Raw genomic sequence first — 24,189 nt, 5'->3', positions numbered from 1 at the left:
ATAAATATATATATACAAATTATTTTTAATTATTAATTGCTGTTGCTAAAGTGCGTCCCATTCGATGTCACCAAGGAGCAAGCACATGTCGCAACCAGCCACTCAAATCAAGTCGACCTTGGCACAGGAAATCTTACGTGCCGTCGAGAGCGTCCGCTTCGGTTCCATAGAAATCACCGTGCACGAAGGGCGTGTCACGCAGATAGAGAAGCGGGAAAAAGTCCGTTTCCACGCTCTGCCGCCGGATAAAACCCAATAAGCTCATCGGACGACCGAAGGCATAAAACCTCGCAAGACTCGGAGCTGACCGGACGGCCGGAAGATCTCCAGAACAATTCAACAAGGAGATTGGAATGTCATTCAAGAAAACACTGCTTGGCTCGCTGTTGATCAGCGGCGGCATCATCACAAGCCCGGCCACGGCTTTCGCCAACGACAGCTCGGAGCTGGAGCAATTGCGCGCTCTGGTGCAGGAGCTGGATCAGAAGGTTCGCGTGCTCGACCGCAAAAGCGAGATTGCGTCCGAGGAAGCCGCAGCAGCCAAGAAAACTGCGCCGGTACTTGTTGCCGGCGACAAGGGGTTCGGCTTGAAGTCGGCCGACGGCAACTTCGAATTCAAGCTGCGCGGGTTGTTGCAGGCGGATAAACGCACATTCTTCGACGCCGATGAATCCCAAGGGCGCGATGAGTATCTGCTGCGTCGGGTACGTCCGACTTTCGAAGGAACAGTATTCGGCAAATACGACTTCCGCTTCACGCCGGATTTCGCACCGGGCACACCGAATATTCAGGATGCTTACATCAATGCGCGTTTCCTGCCCTGGTTCAAGGTGCAGGCGGGTAAATTCAAGGTACCAGTCAGCCTGGAGCGGCTGCAAAGCGGTTCGGATCTGCGTTTCGTCGAGCGCTCCTATGTCGCCAACTCGCTCCTGCCCAACCGCGACGTCGGGGTGCAGATCCATGGCGACTTGCTGGAAGGCAAGGTCAACTATGCTGTCGGCGTATTCGACGGCACCGCCGATGGCGGCAGCAACAGCAGCAATACCGATAACAACATCGACAAGGATTATGCCGCGCGCATCTTTGTCGAGCCGTTCAAGGGAAGCGACTCCGCACTGTCCGGACTCGGCTTCGGCCTTGCAGGCACGACCGCCGACTGGAGCGGGCCGATCAGCGAAGCGAATCACAACTACCGAACACCCGGCCAACAGACTTTTTTCCAGTATCACAGTTCGGTTAATGCCGATGGCAAGCAGACACGACTCTCACCGCAGTTCTATTACTACACTGGACCTTTTGGCGTGATCGGAGAGTACGCGCGCGTCAAACATGATGTATCTCGCGGCAGCCGGTCCGAGACACTGTCGCATGATGCCTGGCAACTGGCTGCATCATGGGTGCTGACCGGCGAGGATAACTCGTTCAAGAGCATTACTCCCAAGCAGGCGTTCGATATCGACAAGGGCGGCTGGGGTGCATGGGAAATCGCCTTGCGCTACAGCGAGATCGACCTGGACGACGACACCTTCGAAGGAGCCGCCGGCGTACGCTTCGCCAATGCATCCTCCACCACCGACAAGGCCCAATCCTGGGCCGGCGGGGTTAACTGGTACCTCAACAAGAACGTCAAGCTGCAAACCACCTACGAGCACACCAACTTCAGCAGCGGTGTGGCGGGCGCGGATGATCGCGAAGACGAAAAAGTGCTGTTCAGCCGTTTCCAGGTCGCGTTCTAACCGCTTTACTCAATGACAAGGAAAACTAGAATGAAATTCTTATATTTATCGCTTAGCACTTTCATCGCCCTGCTGGCGTTGATCAACCCCTTGCGCCTGGAGGCGGCCGACGTCACGTTGCTGAACGTTTCTTATGATCCGACGCGCGAGCTGTACCAGGACTATAACGCCGCCTTCGCCAAGTACTGGAAAGGCAAAACCGGCGACAACGTCACCATCAAGCAGTCGCATGGCGGATCGGGCAAGCAGGCCCGTGCGATCATCGACGGGCTGGAAGCCGACGTCGCCACGCTGGCGCTGGCCTACGACGTGGACCAGTTGAGCGACAAAGGCAAGCTGATCCCCAAGGACTGGCAGAAGCGCCTGCAGCACAACAGTTCGCCCTACACCTCGACCATCGTGTTCCTGGTGCGCAAGGGCAATCCGAAGAAGATCAAGGACTGGAACGATCTGGTGAAGCCGGGCATTTCGGTGATTACGCCAAATCCCAAGACCTCCGGCGGGGCGCGCTGGAACTACCTGGCAGCCTGGGCGTATGCGCTGAAGCAGAACAACAATGATGAAGCGAAGGCCAAGGTGTTCGTGGGCAAACTGTTCAAGAATGTGCCGGTGCTGGATTCGGGCGCACGCGGCTCCACGACGACGTTTGTCGAGCGCGGCATCGGGGACGTGCTGCTGGCGTGGGAAAACGAGGCATTCCTCGCCAAGAAGGAACTGGGTCCGGACAAGGTGGAGATCGTTGTGCCGTCGCTCTCCATCCTGGCAGAACCGCCGGTGACGGTGGTGGATAAGGTGGTCGACAAGCGCAAGACACGCAAGGTGGCGGAAGCCTACCTGCAGTATCTGTATAGCGAGGAAGGCCAGGAGATTGCGGCAAAGAACTACTACCGTCCGACGCTGGAATCCGTGGCGAAGAAGTACGAGGCGCAGTTCCCCAAGGTCAGCCTGATCACCATCGATGACGTGTTCGGCGGCTGGGCAAAGGCGCAGAAGACGCACTTCTCCGATGGCGGCGTGTTCGACCAGATTTACGGCGCGCGATGAGCGACTGACGATGATTTGAGACTACGGCGCCGCCCTTTGGCAGCGCCGTTTTTCTTTGGGATATCTTACGCGGACAAGCCCTGGGCATCGAACATGCCCTCGAATAGCAGGGAACTGAGATAGCGCTCGCCGGAATCCGGCAGGACGACGACGATGGTTTTTCCGGCGTGTTCGGGGCGATGGGCGATACGCACCGCCGCCGCTACCGCCGCGCCGCATGAAATACCGGAGAGTATGCCCTCTTCCTGTGCCAGGCGACGCGCGTAGAGCACGGCGTCTTCATTGCTCACCTGCTCGACTTCGTCCACGAGCGACAGATCCAGCACGTCCGGCACAAAACCGGCACCTATGCCCTGAATCTTGTGTGGCCCGGGTTTCAGCTCCTGCCCCGCTCTCGACTGCGACAGCACCGGACTGGCAGCCGGCTCGACGGCCACGGTGAGTATGGGCTTGCCACGGGTTTGCTTGATATAACGTGCCACCCCGGTGATCGTACCCCCGGTGCCCACGCCGGAAACGAAGATATCGATGGTACCATCGGTATCGTCCCAGATTTCCGGGCCGGTGGTTTGCTCGTGGATTGCCGGATTGGCCGGATTCTTGAATTGTTGCAGCAGCACGTAGCGATCCGGATCGGAAGCGGCAATCTCCTCGGCTTTCTGGATTGCTCCCTTCATTCCCTTTGTACCTTCCGTCAGCACCAGCCTGGCGCCATACGCGGCCAGCAGCTTGCGACGCTCGATGCTCATCGTATCGGGCATCGTCAGCGTCAGCGGGATGCCCTTGGCTGCGGCAACGAATGCCAGCGCGATGCCGGTATTGCCGCTGGTCGGCTCCACCAGTTCCTTGCCGGGGCCCAGCAGGCCGCGCTTTTCGGCATCCCATACCATCGCCGCACCGATACGGCATTTCACGGAATACGCCGGATTGCGGCCTTCGATCTTGGCGAGAATGATCGCGGGGGCACCATCGGTAATGCGGTTCAACCGCACAAGCGGCGTACGGCCGATGGAAAGAGAGTTGTCCTTGTAAATATTCATATTCTTCTCCGATTCCCCGATGCGGAAACAATAAAGACCAATGCCCTGAGAAGAGACACCGGCCTTGTCGCATCAGCTAGTTATGTGAATGTGCCGTAATTTAGAACCTGCCTTGCAACAGTGTCAATCTTTATGCTGCTGACATTCAATATTAAATATGGTTATTTACATATAAATCTTTATTCTTTTACATGCTTACATGGGCAAGCTACAGTGCATTCAACTTAAATTTAAAAAGGGGACACAGCGTCATGCTCAAAAAACTCATTTTCGCCGCCTTGATAATCGCACCGCTCGCCCATGCCGACAGCAAGCCGATTTTGAACGTCTCTTACGACGTCACACGCGAATTTTTCAAGGAATACAACCCAAGCTTCGTGCAATTCTGGAAGCAGAAATCCGGGCAGGCGATCACCGTCAACCAATCGCATGGCGGCTCCAGCAAGCAGGCGCGGGCCGTGGCCGACGGCCTTGAAGCGGACGTCATCACGATGAATCAGCCCGGCGACATCGATATCCTTCACCAGCGCGGCAAACTGTTGCCCAAGGACTGGCAGAAACGGCTGCCGCACGAAAGCTCGCCGTTCACATCCACCACGGTATTTCTGGTGCGCAAGGGGAATCCCAAGCACATCCGCGATTGGGACGACCTGGCCAAACCCGGCGTGGCGGCGATCATTCCCAACCCCAAAACCTCGGGCAACGGCAAATACAGTTATCTGGCGGCATGGGGCTATGCGCAGAAAAAATACGGCAGCGATGACAAGGCGCGCGAGTTTGTCGGCAAATTGTTCAGGAATGTACCAGTACTGGATGCCGGCGGACGCGGCGCGACCACCACCTTTGTCCAGCGCGGCATCGGCGATGCGTTGCTGACCTTCGAAAACGAAGTGCAACTGATCCGCAAGGAATTGGGCGGCGGCGATTTCGAAGTGATTTATCCGAGTGTCAGCATTCTGGTCGAAGCGCCGGTCGCCGTAGTCGATAAATATGCTGACAAGCACGGCACGCGCGCCACTGCCCAGGCCTATCTCGAGCACCTCTATTCCGATGAAGGCCAGGAGCTCGCGGCGAAGCATTATTACCGCCCGCGCAACGAGAAAATTCTTGCCCGATACGCTGCCGGGCGCTTCCCCAACATTGCCTTGTTCAGCGTGGATGAAGTGTTCGGTAGCTGGGCCCAAGCACAAAAGACGCATTTCGACGAGGGCGGCACCTTCGACCGGATATACACAAACAAATAAGGAAATCCCATGCCATTCAACATCGACACGCTCAAGGCCGAGCTGCATGAAGCGCTCTATCTCGATCTCGACGAATTCGGTCTGGAAACCGAGGGCGAAGAACTCGTCAGCAAATTCATCGGCCTGCAATTGCGCAGCGCTTTCCAGCCGATTTTCAGTACGGCACTGGGCAAAGCGCTAGGCTTCGAGGCCCTGTTGCGCCCCTCTATCGGCCCATCGGATCCGCTGACTCCGGCTTTCGCCTTCGGCTTTGCCGACAACCAGGGGCGGCTGGTCAAGTTCGACCGCGTCGCCCGCACCCTGCATGCGCTCAACTCGCTGCGCCTGCCGGATGCCAGCGGCCTGCTTTTTCTCAATGTGCACCCCAAACTACTGGTCAGCGTGAGCGCGCACGGTCAGGTGTTCGAGCGCATTCTCCACGCCCATTCGGTGCCCACGCACAAGGTGGTGATCGAGATCCTGGAAAGCGCTATCGACGCCGACAAGCAGCTCACCGAAGCCATCGGCAACTACCGCGACCGCGGTTACCACATCGCGGTAGACAATTTCGGCAGCAGGCATTCCAGCCTTGATCGCCTGTGGAAGCTCTCGCCCGATTACGTCAAGCTGGATCTCAGCATCATTCATGAAGCCGAGCACAGCGCCAAAGTGCGCCGTATGCTGCCCAAGCTGATCGAGATCATTCAGGAGTTGGGCGCGCGGCCGGTGGTGGAAGGCATTGAAAACGAACTCCAGCACAAGATTGCACTGGATTCGGGCGGGACACTGGTGCAGGGTTATTTTCTGGGCAGACCGGCAACAGCGAGCATATGGCGCCAAGATCAGGCAACCCAGCCGCTACCCGTTACCGCATAACTTTCCCGATCTCCTCACTGGGCGCGCAAGCGCCCTTTTTTCTGCGGCCGGCAGCCGCTATGCGAGGAGCTGGATATCGGCGGCTCGCGCAGGCGTTGATTTCATTGTGCCTGACGGAATTTTTCGCGCAGGCTATCCACCGCATCGGGCTCGCCGCGCACCCGGAAGAAGGCGCCGTCATGGTCCGAGCGCTCTTCCAGCACTTGGCAGTTCGTGTAGATTCCGCCGCGCAATTGCTGCGCCGACCATGGAAGAAAAAGCTCGGCTTCCACCAGATCCTGCTGAAAAAACGCAACGATCGCCCGGTGCAGACTTGCGACATCGGCGGGCCGGCGGGCACTCATCACGACACAATCCGGGTACTGCGCCCGCAGTGCCGCTTCGCATTCGGCCTGAGCGGCGGCATCGCCAACGTGGTCGATCTTGTTGAAGACGCGAATGCGCGGCACGACATCCGCGCCGATTTCTTCCAGCACCTTGTCGGTGACCTCAAGCTGGCGCTCGAAGCCAGGGTCGCTGGCATCGATGACATGGAGCAGCAGCGAGGCATCCAGCGCTTCATCGAGCGTGGACTTGAACGATGCAACCAGGCCGTGCGGCAGGTTCTTGATGAAACCGACGGTGTCGCTGACCAGCACGCGCGGCACGCTTTCCGGGTAAAGGGTACGCACGGTGGTGTCCAAGGTGGCGAAAAGCTTGTTGGCGACCAGCACCTCGCTATCGGTAAGCGCCCGCATCAGGGTGGACTTGCCGGCGTTGGTGTAGCCGACGAGCGCCACGCCGGCGAGGCCCTGGCGCTCCTGCCGCCGGGCGCGCTGCGTCTTGCGCTCGGCATCCATCGCGACGATTTCCAGTTGCAGTTCGGCGATGCGGTCGCGGATCTTGCGGCGGTCCAGCTCGGTATGCGACTCGCCTGCCCCGCGTCCGCCGACGCCGCTGCGTTGCCGTCCTTGCGGCCCGGCAAGCTTGGCCGCTTCGCGCAAGCGCGGCGCCATGTAGCCTAGGCGCGCGATTTCCACTTGCGCCTTGGCAGCACGCGAGCGGGCATTGCGGTGAAAAATCTCGAGAATGACCATGGTGCGGTCCATCACCTCACAACCGGCATCCTTTTCGAGGTTGCGCGCCTGCGAGGGCGATATCTCGTGATCGACCAGGATCGCTTCGATATCGCGGGTATCCGGAGTCGCGCCAAATTTTTCGGACTCGACGCGTTCGGATTCATAGCTCACGAAATCGCGTATTTCCTGGCGCTTGCCGATGCCGAGGTAAGCCGTCGTATCGAAGCTGGAGCGCTTCTGCATGAATGTGTGGACGACTTCATATCCCAGTGTTTTTGCGAGTTCGCGCAGCTCGGTCAGCGATGCCTCGAACTCGACGTCGCTTACAGTCGGCAGTTGCACGGCCGCAACAACAGCGTATCTGGGTTTATCTTTAACTTCTCTTTGCATTAGGGGGTTGCATATCTGATTGGGCGAAGCCGAATAGTACCTTGCAAATACCTTAGCTGCCTGTATTAATGATCTATTTCGGCAGCCGCCGGTAACCGCCGAGTCCGGTAGTAGCCGGCAAAAAGGGGCTGGCAAATGATTGCAAACAGCCCCTACTCAGCCTACTGCAGGCAATGAGGAAACGAAACGACCTTAGTCTTATCGGCAGAAACCCGTAGATTTCAGGTTATCTCCGATCATAGCGGTCACGATCGTAGCGGTCATGATCATAGTCACGGCGGTCACGGTCACGATCGTGGTCTCTACCCCGGTGGCCTTTGAATCGGGTCTCTTTCGGGTAATGACTTCTTGGCAAATCCGTCCAGGGACCGGAACGTGAATTCGAGTAGAGCCAGCGGCTATTGTCGTAGTAATAATAATATCCGTGCTGATGGTAGTAAGGGTAGCCTATCTCCAACTCTACATATCCCGGCAATGCGGGTGCCACTACCACTCTGTCCGCGGGCGTTACTACGCACCCGCAAAGCAGAAGCGCCGTCAGCGGCACAATGATCAGCATTCTATGCATGTCCATTCTCCTGAATTGGGTGGCACATCGGATCAATAATTGCCAGCCCTGCGCCTGGCCGCGCTAGCAACCTGCTCACACAATCAGAAAGTAAATGCCCCGATGCGAGCCGTCTGTACGATGACGTACATAGCCATAAAAACCGCTTCTCGCGCATCAAAGGAAGCCCTACTCGATGGCTTCCCATGCATTGACATCTTTTACCGGCACCATGCGCTTGTAGTGGTAATACCGCCCGCCCCGCCATAGCACCAGACTGATCACGGCACAGGCCAGTTGCCCGGCCGCGAGCCACAATACGGAATGCACGAGAAAGGGCGCGACAATGCCGGCAAAGACTGCGCTCAGCATCGTCTGAGTGAATGACTGGCAAGAAGCGACGGTGCCGCGGATATCCGGAAAAAGATCCATCACCAGCAGCGTCAGCACCGGCGCGACCAGAGACATTCCCAACGTGTAGAAAAACAGCGGCACCACCGACCATGGCACGGCTGGCGGGTAATAGAAGTGATAGAGCACGTTGGCAGCTGAAGCGCCGATGAGCAATATGTACCCAAGCGTCATGATCATCGGGATGGAAATGCGGCCGGCGAAACGGTTGGCCGTGAGTGCACCGAGAAAGATGCCGCCCACTGCCGGAACGAACTGCCAGGCGAACTGATCCGGACCAAGGCCAAGGTGCTTGGTGATAAATACCGGCGCCGCCGCGACATAAAGAAAAAGCCCCGCAAAATTGAACGCGATCGCACCGGCTTTCAACTGGAAGGCCGGCGACTTGAAAATCTGCTTGTAGCTGTTGGCGAGAAAGGCCGGGTTGAAGGGCGTGCGGCGGCTTTTCGGGAGCGTTTCGGGCAGTCGCTTGTAGCAGTAGAAAAGCAACAGCGCCGTATACAGGAACAGCGACAGAAAAATGGCGCGCCAGTTGGAATATTTGACGATCCAGCCGCCCAGAATGGGAGCGATGGCCGGCGCGATCGAGAAAATCATTGTCACCAGCGAGAGCAGGCGCGCGGCAGCGGCATCTTCGTACAGATCGCGAATGATGGCTCGCCCCACTACCACCCCAGCCCCGGCCGAAACTCCCTGCAGCACGCGAAACGCCCACAAGTATTCAATGCTGTGCGAAGCCGCACAGCCAAGAGAGCCTATCGCAAACACCGCCAGCGATACCAGTACGATATTGCGGCGGCCGAATGCATCGGACAGCGCTCCGTGCCATAGGATCATGATCGCAAACGACAGCATGTAAGCCGTGAGCGTTTGCTGAACGGCAATCAGGTCCGTATCGAGCGTTTGCTCGATATCGGGAAAAGCCGGCAGATAAGTATCGACCGAGAAGGGCCCCAGCATCGCCAGGCCCGCCAGCATGACGGCTAACAAGGTGCTGCCAGGCATCTCGATGAGCTTGCGCTTGGGTTTGGGCGGAATGTTTTTATCCTGAGTCATGCTGTTATTCGTTCTTTTATAACCAATTGGAATAAATTAATTATTAAATATTATTTTTTAAGATTAAGTGGCGTCGCTATCATGGCTGCAACCTTGATTAGAGATGACACCGATGGCTGTATTGCGTTCCTGGAAATCCCATAGCGTGCTGCCCGGCTTTGGCCTGGCATTGGGATTTACCATTCTATATCTCAGCCTGATTGTGCTGATCCCGCTTTCCGCTACTTTCATCAAAACAGCGGAGCTGGGTTGGGGCGAGTTCTGGACGGCAGTCACCACACCACGCGCACTGGCTTCCTATCGCCTTTCTTTCGGCGCGGCCGCCATTGGCGCGCTGCTGAACACCGGCTTCGGCCTGCTTACCGCCTGGGTGCTGGTGCGCTATACCTTTCCCGGCAAGCGGCTGGTGGATGCGCTTGTCGATCTGCCTTTCGCCTTGCCCACCGCCGTCGCCGGTATCGCATTGACAGCGATATACGCGCCGAACGGCTGGCTTGGGCAATGGCTAGAGCCGCTCGGCGTCAAAGTCGCGTTCACGCCGTTGGGCGTGGTGATCGCGCTCACTTTCATCGGGCTGCCGTTCGTGGTACGCACGGTGCAGCCGGTGCTGGAAGACCTGGAAGCCGAGGTCGAGGAAGCCGCTGCCTGCCTTGGTGCCTCTCGCTGGCAGACCTTCGCCCAAGTGCTGATGCCCGCACTTTGGCCGGCGTTGATTACCGGCTTTGCGCTGGCCTTCGCCCGCGCCGTGGGCGAATATGGCTCGGTGATTTTCATCGCCGGCAACATGCCGCTGATTTCGGAAATCTCGCCCTTGCTCATCATCACCAAGCTGGAACAGTACGACTATGCCGGGGCAACGGCCATTGCGGTAGTCATGCTGGTGATTTCGTTCGCGCTGCTGCTGCTCATCAACGGCTTGCAGTGGTGGATTAGCCGCCGCCACGGAAAGAGGAATCCCTGATGTCTGCTGTCATTTCACACCCCTTGAGCGTATTGCCCGTACCGGCCTCGCGCGCCACGCAAGAACCGGCGTGGGTACGCTGGTTGCTGATCTCCATCGCGCTGGGCTGGCTCGGTTTGTTCCTGTTTATACCGCTGGCGGCGATTTTCACCGAGGCGCTTCGCAAAGGCCTTGAAGTGTACTGGGCTTCGCTTGTCGATCCGGATGCGCTGTCGGCGATCAAATTGACATTGATCGCCACCGTGATCGCGGTACCGGCCAATCTGGTGTTCGGCATCGCAGCCGCCTGGGCCATCGCCAAGTTCGAGTTCCGCGGCAAGCAGTTGCTGCTGACCTTGATCGACTTGCCTTTTGCGGTCTCGCCGGTCATCGCCGGCCTGATCTATGTGCTGCTCTTCGGCGCGCAAGGCTGGTTCGGCGAATGGCTGCAGGCGCATGACGTGAAGATCATCTTCGCCGTGCCGGGCATCGTGCTGGCCACCATCTTCGTCACCTTTCCTTTCGTTGCTCGCGAGTTGATTCCGCTGATGCAGGCGCAAGGCACCGAGGAAGAAGAAGCCGCCGTCACCATGGGTGCTTCCGGCTGGCAGACGCTGTGGCGGGTGACGCTGCCCAACGTGAAATGGGGCCTGCTGTATGGCGTTATTTTGTGCAACGCCCGCGCGATGGGCGAATTCGGCGCGGTGTCGGTAGTGTCGGGGCACATTCGCGGCATGACCAACACGCTGCCGCTACATGTGGAAATTCTTTACAACGAATACAACTTCGCCGCCGCGTTTGCCGCCGCTTCGCTGCTTGCCGGGCTGGCTTTGGTCACCCTGGCGCTGAAGTCGGCCGTGGAATGGAAAACCGGTGCGGAACTCCGCGCCCGCAATGAGGAAACCAGCAATGAGCATTGAAGTCCGCAACATCAACAAACGTTTCGGCAACTTTACCGCACTGAACAACATCAGCCTCGATTTGCCGAGCGGCGAACTCACCGCGCTGCTCGGGCCTTCGGGTTGCGGCAAGACCACCTTGCTGCGCATCATCGCCGGGCTGGAGCAACCGGACGGCGGGAATGTGCTGTTTCACGGCAAGGATGCCACCGGCAGCCACGTACGCGAACGCAAGGTCGGCTTCGTATTCCAGCATTACGCGCTGTTCCGTCACATGACGGTATTCGAGAACGTGGCGTTCGGCCTGCGCGTTCGCCCCAGGCAAGAGCGGCCATCCGAAGCCGAAATCCGGCGCAAGGTGCACGAACTGCTGGAGCTGGTGCAGCTCGACTGGATCGCCGACCGCTATCCCGCGCAGCTTTCCGGCGGTCAGCGCCAACGCATCGCCCTGGCCCGCGCCTTGGCTGTGGAACCGCAAGTGCTGCTGCTGGATGAGCCTTTCGGTGCGCTCGATGCCAAGGTACGCAAGGACTTGCGCCGCTGGCTGCGCCGTCTGCACGACGAGTTGCATATCACCAGCGTTTTCGTCACGCACGATCAGGAAGAGGCTCTGGAAGTCGCGGACCGCGTGGTCGTGCTCAACAAGGGCGGCATCGAGCAGGTCGGCACGCCTGACGAGGTTTACGATCAGCCGGCGACGCCATTCGTGTACCAGTTTCTCGGCAATGTGAACCTGTTCCACAGCCGCGTGCACGACGGGTTTGCGAAGATCGGCGAACTGGAAGTGGCGGTGGATGGCCACGAAGATACGCAGAATGCCGCCGCACTTGCCTACGTGCGGCCGCACGACATCGAAATTCACCGTACGCCGGAAAACGGTTCAACCTTCGCTGCCACCGTCGTGCACATTCACGCCATCGGGCCGATCGTCCGGCTGGAGCTGGCCCGTGCGGACGCCACGGAATATGTCGAGGCCGAACTGACGCGCGAACGCTTCCGAGAACTGGCGCTGAAGGAAGGCGAGGAGATATTCGTGAAACCGCGCAGTTTGCGGGTGTTTATCGACCCAAACCCGGCAGTTGCATAAGCGCCCTGCTCCTGCCTGTTTGTATTCGGGGCCAGCCCTGTCGTGCTGGCCCCGCCATAATAACCTTGTTAAAACTCAGACCTTAAGCATCTGGTTTCACGTTAAAATCGTTTCCAGTTCCAACTGGGAAGCCTACTCTTTCGAGGCCAAACGTTTTAATGCTGAGATCGTTTTCCACTGCCGTTTTTCTCACGCTGATCTCGGCATACGCTGCTCTATACCCGGCAATCGCGCAGGCGGCCGAGAGTTCCGCACGGCCGAGGGCAAGCGTCTCCGCGCTGCAATTGACCGTCGAGGAACAAGCCTGGATCAAAAACCATCCGGTGATCACCGTCGCCGCTAATCATGGCTGGGAGCCGATAAGCTTTCTCTCCGAAAGCAAGGAAATCCGCGGCATTTCGATCGATTACCTGAAACGCCTGGAATCGATGCTCGGTATCGAATTTCAACTGGTGCGCTCGGTCGAGAATCCCGCCATCGAAAAGGCCGATGTGATCGCGGCAACCACCAATCTGAATACGCTGAAGAACTCCCGTTTCACTCCGCTGAAGTCGCCTTACATCCGGATACCCTTTGTCATTTTTACACGCAAGGATTCCGATGGCATCCATCAACTGGCAGACCTTAGAGGCAAAAAAGTCGTCGTATTCAAGACCGGTCTCGTGGCCGAGATGCTGGCAAAAGATTATCCCGACATCCAGCTCTACAAGGCGGACATCGCCGAAGAAGCCCTGAGCGCGCTGACTTCCGGCGTCGTGGATGCCTATGTCGGCAACCTCCTGATCGTGACCCATGTTGCCCGCGACCAGGGATTCGGCAATATCAAGGCCGTGGGCCATACTCCCTACAATGCCCCCATCTACATGGCGGTGCGCAACGATTGGCCCGAACTCGCCTCCATTTTGCAGAAGAGCCTGAACAGCCTGTCCGGCACGGAAGCACAGGCCATCCTCCATAACTGGGAGGGCATTACCTACGAACGCCAGACCGACTTTTACTTGCTGGTCCTAATCGGAGGAACAGTGCTTGCCGTCATCGCAAGCCTCGCCTTCTGGAACTGGCGAATACATCGGCGCGAGCGCCACCGCTCCGTCCGCCGCGAACGCACGCGCAACCAGGTGCTGGAACTGCTGACGCACAATGCGCCCCTGCCGGAAATCCTGCATTCCATCGTAAAAACCATTGAGGAGGAAAACAGCAACATGCTGTGCAGCATCCTGCTCATGGACAGCGCCGGCAAGCATCTGCTGACCGGCGCCGCGCCCCGGCTGCCCAACTTTTACAATGCCGCGATTCATGGCGTCGCCATTGGCAACGGTGTGGGCTCCTGCGGCACAGCCGCGTTTACCGGCGAGCGCGTGATCGTCGAGGATATCGAGACCCATCCCTATTGGAAAGACTACTGTGAGCTGGCGGCCCGGGCCGGCCTGAAATCCTGCTGGTCGGAACCGATCAAGAACGCTTCCGGCAAGGTGCTTGGTACCTTCGCCATCTACCATCAGTACTCGCAGGCACCCCGCGAGGAAGACATCCGGGTGATCGACCAGGCCGCGAGCCTGGCGGGGCTCGCCATCGATCAGAGCCGGGTCAACGAAGAGCTGCAACTGGCGTTGCTCGTTTATCAGAACAGCAGCGAAGCGATGATGGTCACCGATGCCAACGGCACGATCCTGACCATCAACGCTGCATTCGCACGCTTGACGGGCTGCACCCAGGAAGAAGTCATCGGCAAAAATCCGCAGACTTTCGGCGACGGCAATGGCCATGCGTTCTATCACACGATCTGGCAGGAAATCGGCGATAGCGGCCATTGGGAAGGCGAAATCGTCGACCGCCGAAAAAATGGCGAAACTTATACCAAATGGCTGACCATCAATACCATTTTCAATGAAGACCGGACGGTGCATCGCCGTGTGGTGCTGTTCTACGACATCACCGAAAAGAAAAAGACCGAGGAGCTGATCTGGCAGCAGGCCAACTTCGATCCGCTGACCGGCCTGCCGAATCGCCGCATGTTCCACGACCGGCTCGACCAGGACGTGAAGAAGGCGCACCGGGCCGGCGCGCCGTTGGCCTTGCTGTTTCTTGACCTCGACCATTTCAAGGAGGTCAACGACACGCTCGGCCACGGCATGGGCGACCTGTTGCTGAAGGAGGCGGCAAATCGGCTGGTGAACTGCGTGCGCGAATCGGACACGGTGGCGCGGCTGGGCGGCGACGAGTTCACCGTCATCCTTGGCGAACTCGACGAACCGGGCTGTGTGGAGCGCGTCGCGCAGAATATCCTGCACAAACTGTCTGAGCCCTTTCAACTAGGCGAAGAGCTGGCCTACGTGACCACCAGCATCGGCATCACGATGTATCCCGATGACGCTACCGAAATCGATGCGCTGCTCAAGAACGCCGACCAGGCCATGTATTCCGCGAAACAACTGGGCCGCAATCGCTGCAGTTATTTCACGCAATCCATGCAGGAGGCGGCGCAGACCCGCATGCGCCTCGCCAATGACTTGCGTGTCGCCTTGGCCCGCGACCAGTTCCGCGTCTACTACCAGCCGATTGTGGAGCTGGCCACCGGCGCGACATACAAGGCCGAAGCGCTGATCCGCTGGCAACATCCTCAATACGGCCTGATCAGCCCGGCCAAGTTCATCCCCGTGGCGGAAGAAACCGGCCTCATCGTCGAGATTGGCGATTTCGTTTTTCTCGAAGCCGCGCGCCAATGCCAGATATGGCGGGCCTCCAGCCATCCCGCATTCCAGATCAGCATCAACAAGTCACCGGTGCAATTCCGCAACGAGCGCGCCAAGAAAAGCTGGGGCGACCAGCTGAAAGCCTTGAACCTGCCCGGCCAGAGCATCGCAGTGGAAATCACCGAAGGCCTGCTGATGGACGCCAATACCGCCATTACCGACAAACTGCTGCAGTTCCGCGATGCGGGAATCCAGGTGTCGCTGGATGACTTCGGCACCGGCTATTCCTCGCTCTCCTACTTGCAACGATTCGATATCGACTACATCAAGATCGACCAAACCTTCGTGCGCAACCTGACGCCCGGTTCCAACGATCTGGCACTGTGCGAGGCCATTATCGTCATGGCGCACAAGCTCGGCATGAAAGTCGTCGCAGAAGGTGTCGAAACGGTCACGCAACGCAACCTGCTGAGCGCGGCCGGGTGCGACTACGGGCAGGGTTACCTCTTTTCCAAACCGCTGCCCGTTGGCGAGTTCGAAAGCTTCCTGAAAAAACACGCCAGGGAGGGCATGGCGCTCGACAATATCTGAACTGCTATTTGATACCGCCATCGGCGGGTAAAATGCCGCCTTATGCATAAAAACAGCCCGCCCCGCTCTCCCTCGCAGATCCTGCACGACGTCTTCGGTTACACCCATTTTCGCGGCCCGCAGCAGGCCATCGTCGAGCATGTGGCCGCAGGCGGCGATGCGCTGGTGCTGATGCCCACCGGCGGCGGCAAGTCCCTGTGCTACCAGATTCCTTCGCTGCTGCGCAGCGGCACCGGCATCGTCGTTTCGCCCTTGATCGCGCTGATGCAGGACCAGGTCGATGCGCTCAAGCAGGCCGGGGTACAAGCTGCCTTTCTCAACTCCAGCCTCGATGCCGAAGAGGCACGCGAGGTGACCGGACGCCTGATCCGGGGCGAGTTGGACATTCTGTACGTCGCCCCCGAGCGCCTGCTGATGCAGGGCTTTCTCTCGCTGCTGGATCAGGTGCAGGAACACACCGGCATCGCCCTCTTCGCCATCGACGAAGCCCACTGCGTATCGCAATGGGGCCACGACTTCCGCCCGGAATACCGCCAGCTCACCATTCTGCACGAGCGTTTTCCCACCGTTCCGCGCATTGCGCTGACCGCTACTGCCGACGCGCCGACACGCGGTGAAATCGTCGAGCGGCTGGGGCTGGAAGACGCGCGTCAGTTCGTTTCCAGTTTTGACCGGCCCAACATCAAATACCGCGTCACGCAGAAAGCCAATGCGCGGCAGCAGCTCGAAGTCTTCCTGGAGTCCGAACACGCCAACGACGCCGGCATCGTCTACTGCCTCTCGCGCCGCAAGGTCGAAGAAACCGCCGGCTGGCTCAAGGAGCGCGGCTGGGATGCGCTGCCGTACCACGCCGGGCTGGATGCCTCCACGCGCAACGCCAACCAGCGAAGATTCCTGCGCGAGGAAGGCGTCATCATGGTCGCCACCGTCGCCTTCGGCATGGGCATCGACAAGCCCAACGTGCGCTTCGTCGCGCACCTCGATCTGCCCAAGAGCATGGAAGGCTACTATCAGGAAACCGGTCGCGCCGGGCGCGATGGCCTACCTGCCAACGCGTGGATGACTTACGGTTTGGGCGATGTGGTGAGCATGCGCCAGATGCTCGATTCCGGCGACGCCCCTGAAGAACGCAAGCGCGTCGAACGCCAAAAACTGGACGCCCTGCTTGGCTTCTGCGAATCCACCGCCTGCCGCCACCAGACCATCCTGCGCTATTTCGGCGAAGAACACCCCGGCAACTGCGGCCAATGCGACAATTGCCTGGAACCGGTGGATACGTGGGAGGCCACGCAAGCCGCGCAAATGGCGCTTTCCTGCGTCTACCGCACCGGCCAGCGCTTCGGCGTCGCGCACCTGATCGACGTGCTGCTGGGCAAGAAAACCGACAAGATCGCGCAATTCCGCCACGAAGCCCTCTCTACCTTCGGCATCGGGCAGGGCCTGACGCAAGCACAATGGAGCAGCGTCTACCGCCAACTCGTCGCCGGCGGATTTTTAGAGGCCGACATGGAAGCCTACGGCGGCCTGAAACTCACCACCGCCGCACGCCCGGTGCTGAAAGGCGAGCAGGAAGTCTGGCTACGCCGCGACGCCGAACCCGCCCGCCGCAAAACCAGCAAGGCCGAACGCAGCGCCCGCGCAAAGGAAGCTTTTGCCGGCGCCAATGATGATCCGCTGTGGCAGGCGCTCAAGTCCAAGCGGCTGGAGCTGGCGCGTGAACAAGGCGTGCCGCCTTATGTGATTTTTCATGACAGCACGCTGCTGGAAATCCTCAACCAGCGCCCGCAGACGCTGGATGAAATGGGACGTATCAGCGGCGTTGGACAAGCCAAGCTGGCGAAATATGGGGATGCATTTTTGGGGGTGCTGGAGGATTCGGCAAACTAGGCCGCAGACTTATCCTAAGACCTAACTTCAGCAGCAGAACTGATGCGATATTCATCTTCGGATATTTGCCGCCAAGATACGCTGCGACCCCCTGCCCAATCCTCAGCCGCCGCAGTAGAGAGCACCTGAAATATTTCCGGACGCATCGGCAACATGCCATGCCCCAGCAGACGCGAAATGACAATTTCTCGCACGTAATTCGATAAGGTTAGCCCAGCATGTTGAGCAAGCGATGCGAGATCGTTTCTCAGCCTGGCAGGCATCCAAACCTTAACCGGGGCAATATTCTTACCGAGCTCTGGAACCCAGTAAGTTTCAATGCGCTTTTTAGCTGAGCGGCCATCTCCCGTGCTGCCGCCTTGATAAAACACCCTGGCCTTTGGCTCCGGCTCCTTGAACAAGCCAATCCTGGCATCCTTCATCGCGTAAAAGGCATAAAGCCCATAGCAATGCACGATAAAGAACTGTCGTAGGAACTCGCTCATCGATATGCCGCTTCGCTCCCCCATTTCATTAAGAGCATGCTCGGCTGGCTCTGGTAACCAGAATTTTAAGGCGCTGTCATTCGTCGCGAGATTGGACAAATCGCCAATACCTTTAAGCAGCTCAGGAAACGTCAACGGACGCCGCGAGGACGAGTCTTCTTGAATGTTATTGAATGTCGGCCACATAGCATGTAATAGAAAGTAGGGTAATTTTCCAACATGGGGGAAACCAGATTTATTGTAGCAGCACACCTCAGACCAAGGACACTCACTCAAGTCCTTGCTCATTCAGCTTTCATTAGGAGACTCAACTATGAAGCAAGCACTACTTCTGGTTCAAATTAATAATAACCATGAGTTAAGGAATATTTGGGTAAATTTATGTTACCTCTTATCAGACTCCACAGATAACAGAGAAAACATAACCAAGTTAAACACAGAAACCCTATTGTTTGATCTTGACAAAGGCCTATCGCCCTTAGCAGAAGCCTTGGTCGAAATAAATAAACTCGATATTCCTGCCCGCATTCTATTTTTCGAAGAAAAACCAATTTGGCTCTTCCCTTAAATGCAAGGGCACATAATTTCATTATTTAATTATCCCTGTAGCATTAGCGAAACCGAAACTGCACAAGTAAGGAATAGTGGTTTTGACAGCTATATCCCTTGATTATCAGAGCATTTACAACAATTTATGGGACGACATCGTGAAAAGCGATAATAAGGAATCGATAGATATATCTAGATCCATGCTGAAAAATACCCTTGATACCTCATGGAAGCGCTTTGCTTTCCTTTTATTTCTGATCAACGCGGTCTCGTTGGTTGCAATTGTCGCGTTACCGCCTCCATTAAACATCCTCACTACTCAGTCATGGCTCGATGCCATCCCGGAAGACAAAGCGGATCGATTCGTTTCCCGAATTAAAAATAATTGTGCTGACAATTTATTGGGGGGTAAGTCATTCGCATCAGAATATTGGCTTGCAAGAGCAGGAAAAGTTGAAATCGCCTCGCCTCAATTAAGCAGTGTCACCGAACCCGACCCTTACTCGCAGGCACGCGCCAAGAAATCAGCCGACATGCTGGGTCTACCGTTGCAGGCTGTACAGGAGCGTTTGCCCGAAGTCGAGAAGCCCGCTGATGGATTCGGTTATCGTGATCTAATCAAGAACGCACCCGGACTGCAAAGTGCCTCTGAAAGTCTAGACATTCCCGATGAAGATTTGCAGCTAATCCGCAAACAACTCTCGAACTGCACCAAGCCACATTGCTCATCAGAATTGGATCATGCAGAATTCGAACAAATAATCAGTACCTGCTCTCATCGGATTGCCCAGACATATATCACAGATATGACCTTGCACTTAGACGAGCACCAGATCGAAGATCGTCTTCCCATCATTCTTACATTAGCTGGATTGGCTGTTTTTTTGGCCTGCTTAAGCTTTTTATACACTCCGACTATCGGCAAGGTGACTTCTTGGATCAGGAACGGATAATAATTTGAGCATGTAAGGCGCATTCATTATTGCGCCGAATGGAAGCCATCCGGTGCAATGCGCTTCGCTTATTGGCATCGTACCTCGAGCTTTATAAGCATTGGCGATTAAGCCGTTCTTGAATTCATATGGCACCGGAATGCCTTCTGATTGCCATTGTTCCAATTGACGCTCCTAACCCGGCCATCGTATATTCGAGCCCATGAACACGCGATTCATCATTCCGGCAGCGATTCCCGCCAAGCGACTGTGGCTATGGGTGTCCGCCCATTCCTGCGCCGCAATCCTGTTCTAACTTTCGTTTCAACCGGGCAACTGCGGGTCTGACCGCGTTGCCTGATGTTGCCCAAGACCTGCACGAACCAATAACAAAGGTCTTCAACCATGCCTCACCATTTACATCTCGCCCGACGCGACGCCATTTTTGGTGTCATTTTCGCGCTGCTTGCCGCTATCGGTTTTTCCGGCAAGGCCATTCTGGTGAAACTGGCGTATCAAAGCCCCGTCGATGCGGTCACGCTGCTGGCGCTGCGCATGCTGTTTTCAGTGCCGGTATTTATCGGGATTGCGGTATGGGCAGCGTATCGTCATGCAGAGCCGTTGAACAGGCACGACAAGCTGCTGGTCGTTGCATTGGGCTTGCTGGGGTATTACCTGTCGAGCCTGCTGGACTTTCTCGGACTGCAATATATTTCCGCCGGGCTGGAGCGGCTGATCCTCTTCCTGTATCCGACCATGACGGTAATCCTGCTGGCGCTGCTGCATCGCAAGGCCATCGACCGCAGAATCAGGACGGCGCTTGCATTGAGTTATGGCGGGATCGCATTGGTATTCCTGCACGATGCCAGCCTGCAGGGCGAAGGCATTGTGCTAGGCGCGACGCTGGTGTTCCTGAGTACGCTGTCGTATTCGCTTTATCTGGTGGGTGCCGGGCATGCAATCCAGCGCATCGGGACGACGCGCTTTACTGCGTATGCGATGATCATCGCCAGCACCGCCTGTGTCGTGCAGTTCGGCCTGACGCATCCGCTCTCTGCGCTGGACCTGCCGCAACGGGTTTACGGATTGGCGTTGGCGATGGCGATCTTTTCGACGGTGCTGCCAGTATTTCTGTTGTCGTATGCCATCCGCCGCATCGGCTCGGGCAGCGCTTCGCTGATCGGGTCCATCGGGCCGGTCAGTACCATTTACATGGCATATGTATTCCTCGGCGAACACATCTCATGGCTGCAAATTGCCGGTTCGGCGTTGGTGTTGTCGGGAGTGCTGATCGTCAGCCTGAATAGCCGGAAGGGAAACTGAATGAAAATCTGGGTCGATGCCGATGCCTGCCCCGGCGTCATCAAGGAAATCCTGTTCCGCGCGGCGGAGCGAGCAAAAATCGAAACGACGCTGGTCGCCAACCAGCTGCTGCGCGTGCCGCCCTCGCCTTACATCCGGGCGCTTCAGGTTCCGGCCGGGTTCGATGTGGCGGACAACCGGATCGCGGCGGAGGTACAGCCGGGCGATCTGGTAATTACCGCCGACATTCCATTGGCGGCTCAAGTCATCGAGCGCGATGGCTTTGCACTGAACCCGCGCGGGGAGTTCTACACCCGCGACAACATCCGCGAGCGGCTGACAATGCGGAATTTCATGGAAGAACTGCGCGGGAGCGGCGTGGATATTTCGGGCCCTTCTTCTTTCAGCCAGAGCGACCGGCAGGCATTTGCCGCCCAGCTGGATCGTTTTTTGAGCCGCAGGATAGTCTAGTCTGTTGCCCACTCGATGCTGAGCAGGCGTTCGAATTCAGCCAGCGGCACCGGTTTGCTGTACAAATAGCCCTGATAGAGCTTGCAGCCGATGCTGCCGAGAAAGCTCTGCTGCGCCTCGGTTTCCACGCCCTCGGCAATAACATCGATGCCCAGCGTATCTGCCATCGCGATGATGGTCTGCACGATGACCGCATCGGTAGACTTGATACCGAGGTTATGCACAAAAGACCGGTCGATCTTGAGTTCGTCCAGCGGCAGCCGCGTGAGATAAGCGAGTGACGAATATCCAGTACCGAAATCGTCCATCGAGAAACTCACGCCCAGCGTCTTGATCTCCTGCATTTTCGCAATCGAACCGGCGATATCTTCCAGCACGATGCTTTCCGTGAGTTCCAGCTTGAGTCTGGCGGGATTGGCGCCGCTGCTGTCGAGCGCGCAACGCACGAGATCGACGAATTCTTCCTGCCGGAATTGCCGCGCGCTGACATTGACGGATAACTGGAGACGCTGTGCATGCTTCTGGCTTTCCCATGCCTTGAGCTGCGCGCAGGCCGTGTCCAGCACCCATTGGCCGATGTCGAGAATGAGTCCGGTTTCTTCGGCCAGCCCGATGAATTCCGTGGGCGAAACAAGTCCGCGCCGCGGGTGCTTCCATCGGATCAGCGCCTCGGCGCCAACCACTTGGCCGTGCTGGCTCACCTGCATCTGGTAGAACAATCGCAATTGCTGCCTGGCCAGCGCCTGGCGCAGATCGGCATCCATGCTGAGCCGCGCTTCCAGCACCGCCTGCATTTCGGGGTCGAAGAAGCGCAGCACATTGCGCCCGGAGCGCTTGGATTGATACATCGCGGCATCGGCACGCTTCAAGAGTTCGTCGATTTGCAGTTCGTTGCCGAGGAACAGGCAGACGCCGATACTGCTGGAGGAGTGGTATTCGAAATCGTGCAGCTGGTAAGGTTTGTTCAATTCGGCGCGAATTTTCTCGCCTATCATTTCCGTCTGGGCGGCGGCGATGCGCTCATCCACGCCCATGTTTTCGATCATGATCACGAACTCGTCGCCGCCAAAACGCGAAACAGTGTCGGTTTCGCGCACGCATGCAAGCAAGCGTTGCGCCACCTCCACCAGCAGCAGGTCACCGACATCGTGACCACGCGTGTCGTTGAGCGTCTTGAAATCGTCGAGATCGATGAACAGCACGGCACCGTAGGCATTGCTTCGTGTACTGGCCGGCAATGCCTGGCTGAGGCGGTCCATCATCAGACGTCGGTTGGGTAACAGCGTGAGCGGGTCGTAGAAGGCAAGCTGGCGGACTTTTTCTTCCGCATCGCGCACATGAGTGATATCGAAGAAACCGGCCACGTAATGCGTGATCGCTCCGTGCGTCGAGGCGACGGCCGTGATGGTCAGCCACTCCAGATAGAGTTCGCCGCTCTTGTGCCGATTCCAGATTTCGCCCTGCCAGTATCCGTCCCGGGCGATTTTGTCCCACATGGCGTGGTAAAACTCGGCATCGTGCTTGTCCGACTTGAGGAATTCCGGTCTCTTGCCGATCACCTCCTCCGCCGAATAACCGGTGATACGCGTAAAGGATTGATTCACCCGCTGGATTACAATATCGGCATCGGTGACCATCATGCCTTCTTGTGCTTCGAACACGATGGCGGCAATACGCAGCGCATCTTCCGCCTGTCGGCGTTCGGTCACATTGCGCAATACGCCAACGAACTGGCTGAGGCGCTGTTGTGCGTCGAATACAGGCGTAATCGAAAGATCGTTCCAGAACGGCGTGCCGTCCTTGCGGTAGTTGAGAATCTCCCCGTTGAAGGCCTGTTCCGCAATCATCAGTTCCCGAATCTCGACTATCGTCTCCCGGGAGGTCGCAGGGCCTTGCAATATGCTGCACGAATTGCCCACCAGTTCGTTGCGCGAATAACCGGTCAGCCGGGAAGCGGCATCGTTGGCGTAAGTAATGATCCCGCTCTTGTCCGCAATCAGCACCCCCTGGGAAGTCGCACTCAGTGCCAAATTGCGTTGGCGCAAACGGCTTTCGCTCTCGCTTAGCCTTTGTTCGTTTTCCCGGCGCAAGCTCATGTTGCGCACCAGGCTGAAAGTCATCAACCCGGCCAGCAGGCAAATCGCAATACCTGTGGCACGCAGCACTAGCAGTCCTTGCGTGACCTTGCCCCACCCGGTGTCAGGGTGGCCGGCGATTTCCCAAGCTCCGCCGCCGGGCAGCACGATCTCTTCCACAACAGGATGCGCGGCAAACAGCGCAGGCAAGCCGTAGAAAACTTCTCCGGCTTGCCCACTCGGCGGCTTGGTCCGCAATGCGATTCCGATGGCGTCCCGGCGAGCAGCCTGACCGGTATCGTCCAGCAGTTGTTGTAATCGGATAGGCAAACCAACGGAACCGAGAAACCTGTTTTGCACGTCGAACATCGGTACGCGCACGATAATGCCCAACTCATTCTGGATCAGCATGACCGGACCGGCCACGATGACCTGTTGCGACTCCATCATGCGGCGATATGCAGGCCATTGCCTGGGCAGGCTCGCATAATCGATCCCGACCAGCCGCTCATTGCCCTTCCTGGGATAAACCTGCTTGATCACGGTGCCCTCCGCGATAGCAATATTGCGGATGCTGGGGTTATGTCGCATCAACTCGGCCAGCATGCCCGAGAGCTTGTCCGGCTTGATTTCCGGATTGGCCACCAGTGCCGCCGCCAAGCCGCGGGCCGAGGACATCACGGAATTGAGCACGCCTTCGAATCTGGCCCGCACCTCCGACAGCTTCTGCGCTACCTGAACGCGCCGCTCCTGTTCGATACGCGCACGCTCGCTGATATCGAGCACAGTCAGGATGGCAGCCGCAAACGTTGCGGCAATCACGCCCGCGATCACAGGATGAATGCGTAATGGATGAAACATACGGCGCATGTTATCGCATATTCCGTAGGCATCCAT

The 24,189-nt window shown here is 57.6% G+C and carries 19 protein-coding genes; 14 read left to right on the top strand and 5 right to left on the bottom strand.

All coding sequences use genetic code 11. The features are described 5' to 3' along the window. Positions 1–85: 85 nt before the first annotated feature. The 3 genes from A7976_RS14730 (at position 86) to A7976_RS04930 (ending at position 2,780) form a co-directional block, all read left to right on the top strand. Positions 86–259 (top strand): YezD family protein, encoded by a 174-nt coding sequence (locus A7976_RS14730; RefSeq protein ID WP_082878000.1) that lies wholly within the window; start codon positions 86–88, stop codon positions 257–259. Between the two features lie 94 nt (positions 260–353). Next, positions 354–1,736: an OprO/OprP family phosphate-selective porin gene (locus A7976_RS04935; protein ID WP_067107968.1), complete on the top strand. Its 1,383-nt coding sequence runs from the start codon at positions 354–356 to the stop codon at positions 1,734–1,736. 30 nt (positions 1,737–1,766) lie between these two features. Then, complete coding sequence (locus tag A7976_RS04930; protein WP_067107965.1) at positions 1,767–2,780, top strand: sulfate ABC transporter substrate-binding protein; 1,014 nt, start codon at positions 1,767–1,769, stop codon at positions 2,778–2,780. Positions 2,781–2,845: 65 nt separating this feature from the next. Here the strand turns inward: A7976_RS04930 and cysK are convergent, their stop codons facing one another. Continuing rightward, positions 2,846–3,820: a cysteine synthase A gene (gene cysK, locus A7976_RS04925; RefSeq protein ID WP_067107962.1), complete on the bottom strand. Its 975-nt coding sequence runs from the start codon at positions 3,818–3,820 to the stop codon at positions 2,846–2,848. Positions 3,821–4,071: 251 nt separating this feature from the next. Between cysK and A7976_RS04920 the strand changes: the two genes are divergently transcribed. Both A7976_RS04920 and A7976_RS04915 read left to right on the top strand, forming a co-directional pair. Next, positions 4,072–5,064: a sulfate ABC transporter substrate-binding protein gene (locus tag A7976_RS04920; protein WP_067107959.1), complete on the top strand. Its 993-nt coding sequence runs from the start codon at positions 4,072–4,074 to the stop codon at positions 5,062–5,064. Between the two features lie 9 nt (positions 5,065–5,073). Further along, positions 5,074–5,919 carry an EAL domain-containing protein gene (locus A7976_RS04915; RefSeq protein WP_067107956.1) on the top strand — a complete coding sequence of 282 codons (846 nt, stop codon included), beginning with the start codon at positions 5,074–5,076 and terminating at the stop codon, positions 5,917–5,919. 101 nt (positions 5,920–6,020) lie between these two features. On the opposite strand, the gene hflX is transcribed toward A7976_RS04915, so the two are convergent. Together hflX and A7976_RS04905 are read right to left on the bottom strand one after the other, a co-directional pair. Beyond that, positions 6,021–7,367: a GTPase HflX gene (gene hflX, locus A7976_RS04910; protein WP_067107953.1), complete on the bottom strand. Its 1,347-nt coding sequence runs from the start codon at positions 7,365–7,367 to the stop codon at positions 6,021–6,023. A gap of 736 nt (positions 7,368–8,103) precedes the next feature. Continuing rightward, on the bottom strand, positions 8,104–9,381 hold the full coding sequence (locus A7976_RS04905) for a multidrug effflux MFS transporter (protein WP_067107949.1): 1,278 nt from the start codon (positions 9,379–9,381) through the stop codon (positions 8,104–8,106). Between the two features lie 112 nt (positions 9,382–9,493). On the opposite strand from A7976_RS04905, the gene cysT reads away from it, so the two are divergent. From cysT to recQ, 5 genes are all read left to right on the top strand, one after another. After that, a complete protein-coding gene (cysT, locus tag A7976_RS04900) occupies positions 9,494–10,342 on the top strand; it encodes a sulfate ABC transporter permease subunit CysT (protein ID WP_067109088.1) in 849 nt (282 codons plus the stop codon). Beyond that, positions 10,342–11,241, top strand: a complete 900-nt coding sequence (cysW, locus tag A7976_RS04895) for a sulfate ABC transporter permease subunit CysW (protein WP_067107946.1) — start codon at positions 10,342–10,344, stop codon at positions 11,239–11,241. Before cysT ends, cysW begins: the two co-directional genes overlap by 1 nt. Next, positions 11,231–12,307, top strand: coding sequence for a sulfate/molybdate ABC transporter ATP-binding protein (locus A7976_RS04890; RefSeq protein ID WP_067107942.1), 1,077 nt, complete (start codon positions 11,231–11,233; stop codon positions 12,305–12,307). The genes cysW and A7976_RS04890 overlap by 11 nt, the downstream gene beginning before the upstream one ends. A 158-nt stretch (positions 12,308–12,465) precedes the next feature. Continuing rightward, positions 12,466–15,591 (top strand): EAL domain-containing protein, encoded by a 3,126-nt coding sequence (locus tag A7976_RS04885; RefSeq protein ID WP_240483806.1) that lies wholly within the window; start codon positions 12,466–12,468, stop codon positions 15,589–15,591. A gap of 42 nt (positions 15,592–15,633) precedes the next feature. Continuing rightward, entirely contained in the window at positions 15,634–17,478 is a 1,845-nt protein-coding gene (gene recQ / locus A7976_RS04880; protein WP_067107939.1) for a DNA helicase RecQ, read from the top strand. A gap of 14 nt (positions 17,479–17,492) precedes the next feature. Here recQ and A7976_RS04875 read toward each other — a convergent pair whose 3' ends face one another. Beyond that, positions 17,493–18,251 carry a hypothetical protein gene (locus tag A7976_RS04875; protein WP_131800999.1) on the bottom strand — a complete coding sequence of 253 codons (759 nt, stop codon included), beginning with the start codon at positions 18,249–18,251 and terminating at the stop codon, positions 17,493–17,495. A gap of 25 nt (positions 18,252–18,276) precedes the next feature. On the opposite strand from A7976_RS04875, the gene A7976_RS04870 reads away from it, so the two are divergent. The 4 genes from A7976_RS04870 (at position 18,277) to A7976_RS04855 (ending at position 21,217) form a co-directional block, all read left to right on the top strand. Beyond that, the gene (locus A7976_RS04870; RefSeq protein ID WP_067107933.1) at positions 18,277–18,531 is read left to right on the top strand and encodes a hypothetical protein; all 255 of its coding nucleotides are present in this window, start codon (positions 18,277–18,279) and stop codon (positions 18,529–18,531) included. An 82-nt stretch (positions 18,532–18,613) separates the two neighbouring features. Further along, positions 18,614–19,465 carry a hypothetical protein gene (locus A7976_RS04865; protein WP_067107930.1) on the top strand — a complete coding sequence of 284 codons (852 nt, stop codon included), beginning with the start codon at positions 18,614–18,616 and terminating at the stop codon, positions 19,463–19,465. 384 nt (positions 19,466–19,849) lie between these two features. Continuing rightward, the gene (locus A7976_RS04860; protein ID WP_067107928.1) at positions 19,850–20,767 is read left to right on the top strand and encodes a DMT family transporter; all 918 of its coding nucleotides are present in this window, start codon (positions 19,850–19,852) and stop codon (positions 20,765–20,767) included. Beyond that, on the top strand, positions 20,768–21,217 hold the full coding sequence (locus A7976_RS04855; RefSeq protein ID WP_067107925.1) for a YaiI/YqxD family protein: 450 nt from the start codon (positions 20,768–20,770) through the stop codon (positions 21,215–21,217). It begins immediately after the preceding gene. Here the strand turns inward: A7976_RS04855 and A7976_RS04850 are convergent. After that, on the bottom strand, positions 21,214–24,162 hold the full coding sequence (locus tag A7976_RS04850; RefSeq protein ID WP_165601720.1) for an EAL domain-containing protein: 2,949 nt from the start codon (positions 24,160–24,162) through the stop codon (positions 21,214–21,216). The two genes, A7976_RS04855 and A7976_RS04850, sit on opposite strands and share 4 nt — an antisense overlap. Positions 24,163–24,189 lie beyond the last annotated feature (27 nt).

The organism is Methylobacillus sp. MM3, from assembly GCF_001645185.1.
GTDB lineage: Bacteria > Pseudomonadota > Gammaproteobacteria > Burkholderiales > Methylophilaceae > MM2.
The sequence above is the reverse complement of the archived record's forward strand: the minus strand, read 5'-3'. Positions and strand labels throughout refer to the sequence as shown.

What these genes read in the sequence shown, in the direction of transcription:
- A7976_RS14730 (WP_082878000.1), top strand. Translation starts at nt 86, where the DNA reads ATGTCGCAACCAGCCACTCAAATCAAGTCGACCTTGGCACAGGAAATC.
- A7976_RS04935 (WP_067107968.1), top strand. Translation starts at nt 354, where the DNA reads ATGTCATTCAAGAAAACACTGCTTGGCTCGCTGTTGATCAGCGGCGGC.
- A7976_RS04930 (WP_067107965.1), top strand. Translation starts at nt 1,767, where the DNA reads ATGAAATTCTTATATTTATCGCTTAGCACTTTCATCGCCCTGCTGGCG.
- cysK (WP_067107962.1), bottom strand. Translation starts at nt 3,820, where the DNA reads ATGAATATTTACAAGGACAACTCTCTTTCCATCGGCCGTACGCCGCTT.
- A7976_RS04920 (WP_067107959.1), top strand. Translation starts at nt 4,072, where the DNA reads ATGCTCAAAAAACTCATTTTCGCCGCCTTGATAATCGCACCGCTCGCC.
- A7976_RS04915 (WP_067107956.1), top strand. Translation starts at nt 5,074, where the DNA reads ATGCCATTCAACATCGACACGCTCAAGGCCGAGCTGCATGAAGCGCTC.
- hflX (WP_067107953.1), bottom strand. Translation starts at nt 7,367, where the DNA reads ATGCAAAGAGAAGTTAAAGATAAACCCAGATACGCTGTTGTTGCGGCC.
- A7976_RS04905 (WP_067107949.1), bottom strand. Translation starts at nt 9,381, where the DNA reads ATGACTCAGGATAAAAACATTCCGCCCAAACCCAAGCGCAAGCTCATC.
- cysT (WP_067109088.1), top strand. Translation starts at nt 9,494, where the DNA reads ATGGCTGTATTGCGTTCCTGGAAATCCCATAGCGTGCTGCCCGGCTTT.
- cysW (WP_067107946.1), top strand. Translation starts at nt 10,342, where the DNA reads ATGTCTGCTGTCATTTCACACCCCTTGAGCGTATTGCCCGTACCGGCC.
- A7976_RS04890 (WP_067107942.1), top strand. Translation starts at nt 11,231, where the DNA reads ATGAGCATTGAAGTCCGCAACATCAACAAACGTTTCGGCAACTTTACC.
- A7976_RS04885 (WP_240483806.1), top strand. Translation starts at nt 12,466, where the DNA reads ATGCTGAGATCGTTTTCCACTGCCGTTTTTCTCACGCTGATCTCGGCA.
- recQ (WP_067107939.1), top strand. Translation starts at nt 15,634, where the DNA reads ATGCATAAAAACAGCCCGCCCCGCTCTCCCTCGCAGATCCTGCACGAC.
- A7976_RS04875 (WP_131800999.1), bottom strand. Translation starts at nt 18,251, where the DNA reads ATGAGCAAGGACTTGAGTGAGTGTCCTTGGTCTGAGGTGTGCTGCTAC.
- A7976_RS04870 (WP_067107933.1), top strand. Translation starts at nt 18,277, where the DNA reads ATGAAGCAAGCACTACTTCTGGTTCAAATTAATAATAACCATGAGTTA.
- A7976_RS04860 (WP_067107928.1), top strand. Translation starts at nt 19,850, where the DNA reads ATGCCTCACCATTTACATCTCGCCCGACGCGACGCCATTTTTGGTGTC.
- A7976_RS04855 (WP_067107925.1), top strand. Translation starts at nt 20,768, where the DNA reads ATGAAAATCTGGGTCGATGCCGATGCCTGCCCCGGCGTCATCAAGGAA.
- A7976_RS04850 (WP_165601720.1), bottom strand. Translation starts at nt 24,162, where the DNA reads ATGCGCCGTATGTTTCATCCATTACGCATTCATCCTGTGATCGCGGGC.